Source organism: Microcystis sp. LE19-41.2A (assembly GCF_027530405.1).
GTDB lineage: Bacteria > Cyanobacteriota > Cyanobacteriia > Cyanobacteriales > Microcystaceae > Microcystis > Microcystis aeruginosa.
Genome location: NZ_JAPZQJ010000176.1, coordinates 1 through 1130, shown reverse-complemented (window position 1 = coordinate 1130; position 1130 = coordinate 1). Strand labels below are relative to the sequence as shown.

The following is a 1130-nucleotide window of genomic DNA, read 5'->3' as shown; positions in this document are numbered from 1 at the left end:
TTAAAGCAGCTCTAAAGAGTTTTGAGTTAAAAGTTAAACTTCAAGTTTTCATTCAGGACGAATGTACTGGTTAACTAATTTTTTTGGGAAAATTAGTTAACCAATCATTATAACATATAATTAATTTGCAAGAGTTCTAATATAAATCATAATTTAAGTCATTAATCCAATAGGTTTTTATTTGTTGTCCAAAGAGTTGCTTAACAGCAAAAAACACAGAACCACCACCAAAAAAAGGTTCTCGATATTCCCTAATATTGACAGGAATTTGCGGCAGAATTTGCTTAATTGCCCGGGATTTACCACCCGGATAACGCAAGGGACTTTTAATTTTTGACATTTTATTGACTAATTTACTGGCCGCAGTTTGGTTTGGGTGTTGAGGCTATCCGCTGCAAGCCCTATTTAGACACTAGAGATGATCAATATAGCGTTTCCCAATCTCATGAGGTACACCAAAATCTTAACTCCTGAATCCCGAATCCTGAATCCTGAATCCCGAATCCTGACTCCTGACTCCTGACTCCTGACTCCTGACTCCTCAAAACCTAAGACTCTGTACCTCACAACTATGGGAATTGCTATAAACTCCTCAACTGTAACTTGGGCTTGCTTAAGAATTCCATTTAATTCCACATTTATGACTCGTATCCTAAGGTTAGCAAAACCACTTCTTCCAATTGGGCAATTATTTCGGGACTCAGTTGTCCCAGTGTGCGGATCAAACGAGTTTTATCCAACACTCTCATCTGAAAACATAGGGCAACAGAATCTTGGCCGAGTCCACCATTACCTTGTTCTATCAGTAAGCATATAGGCAAAGCAGCGCGACGTTGGTTGGTGGTGAGCGGAATAGCAATGATCGTAGTTGAGAACTGGGAAACAAGGTCATTCTGGAAAATGATGACGGGACGAATGCCCGCTTGTTCAGAACCTTGAGTTGGATTGAGGTCGGCTAACCAGACTTCACCCCGTTTCAGAGGATTAGTCTTGACATCCTCGCCGCCGTAAAACGGACGGCGATTCCCAAACCTCACGATTTAGGTTTCTGCTTCTTTCCCTTGCGGGGTTCCGCACCTGCCTTAACAGATTTACTCTGTTCTGGTCTTATGGTCGCTCTACAGACTGAC

Annotated in this window: 1 protein-coding gene and 1 pseudogene; both read right to left on the bottom strand. The window is 41.6% G+C overall.

Annotated elements, in window-relative coordinates:
* Positions 1–139: 139 nt before the first annotated feature.
* Positions 140–340: pseudogene (locus tag O9290_RS07770) on the bottom strand (DNA adenine methylase); the annotation flags it as partial.
* Between the two features lie 298 nt (positions 341–638).
* Positions 639–980, bottom strand: coding sequence for a type II toxin-antitoxin system PemK/MazF family toxin (locus tag O9290_RS07765; protein WP_288056802.1), 342 nt, complete (start codon positions 978–980; stop codon positions 639–641).
* Positions 981–1130 lie beyond the last annotated feature (150 nt).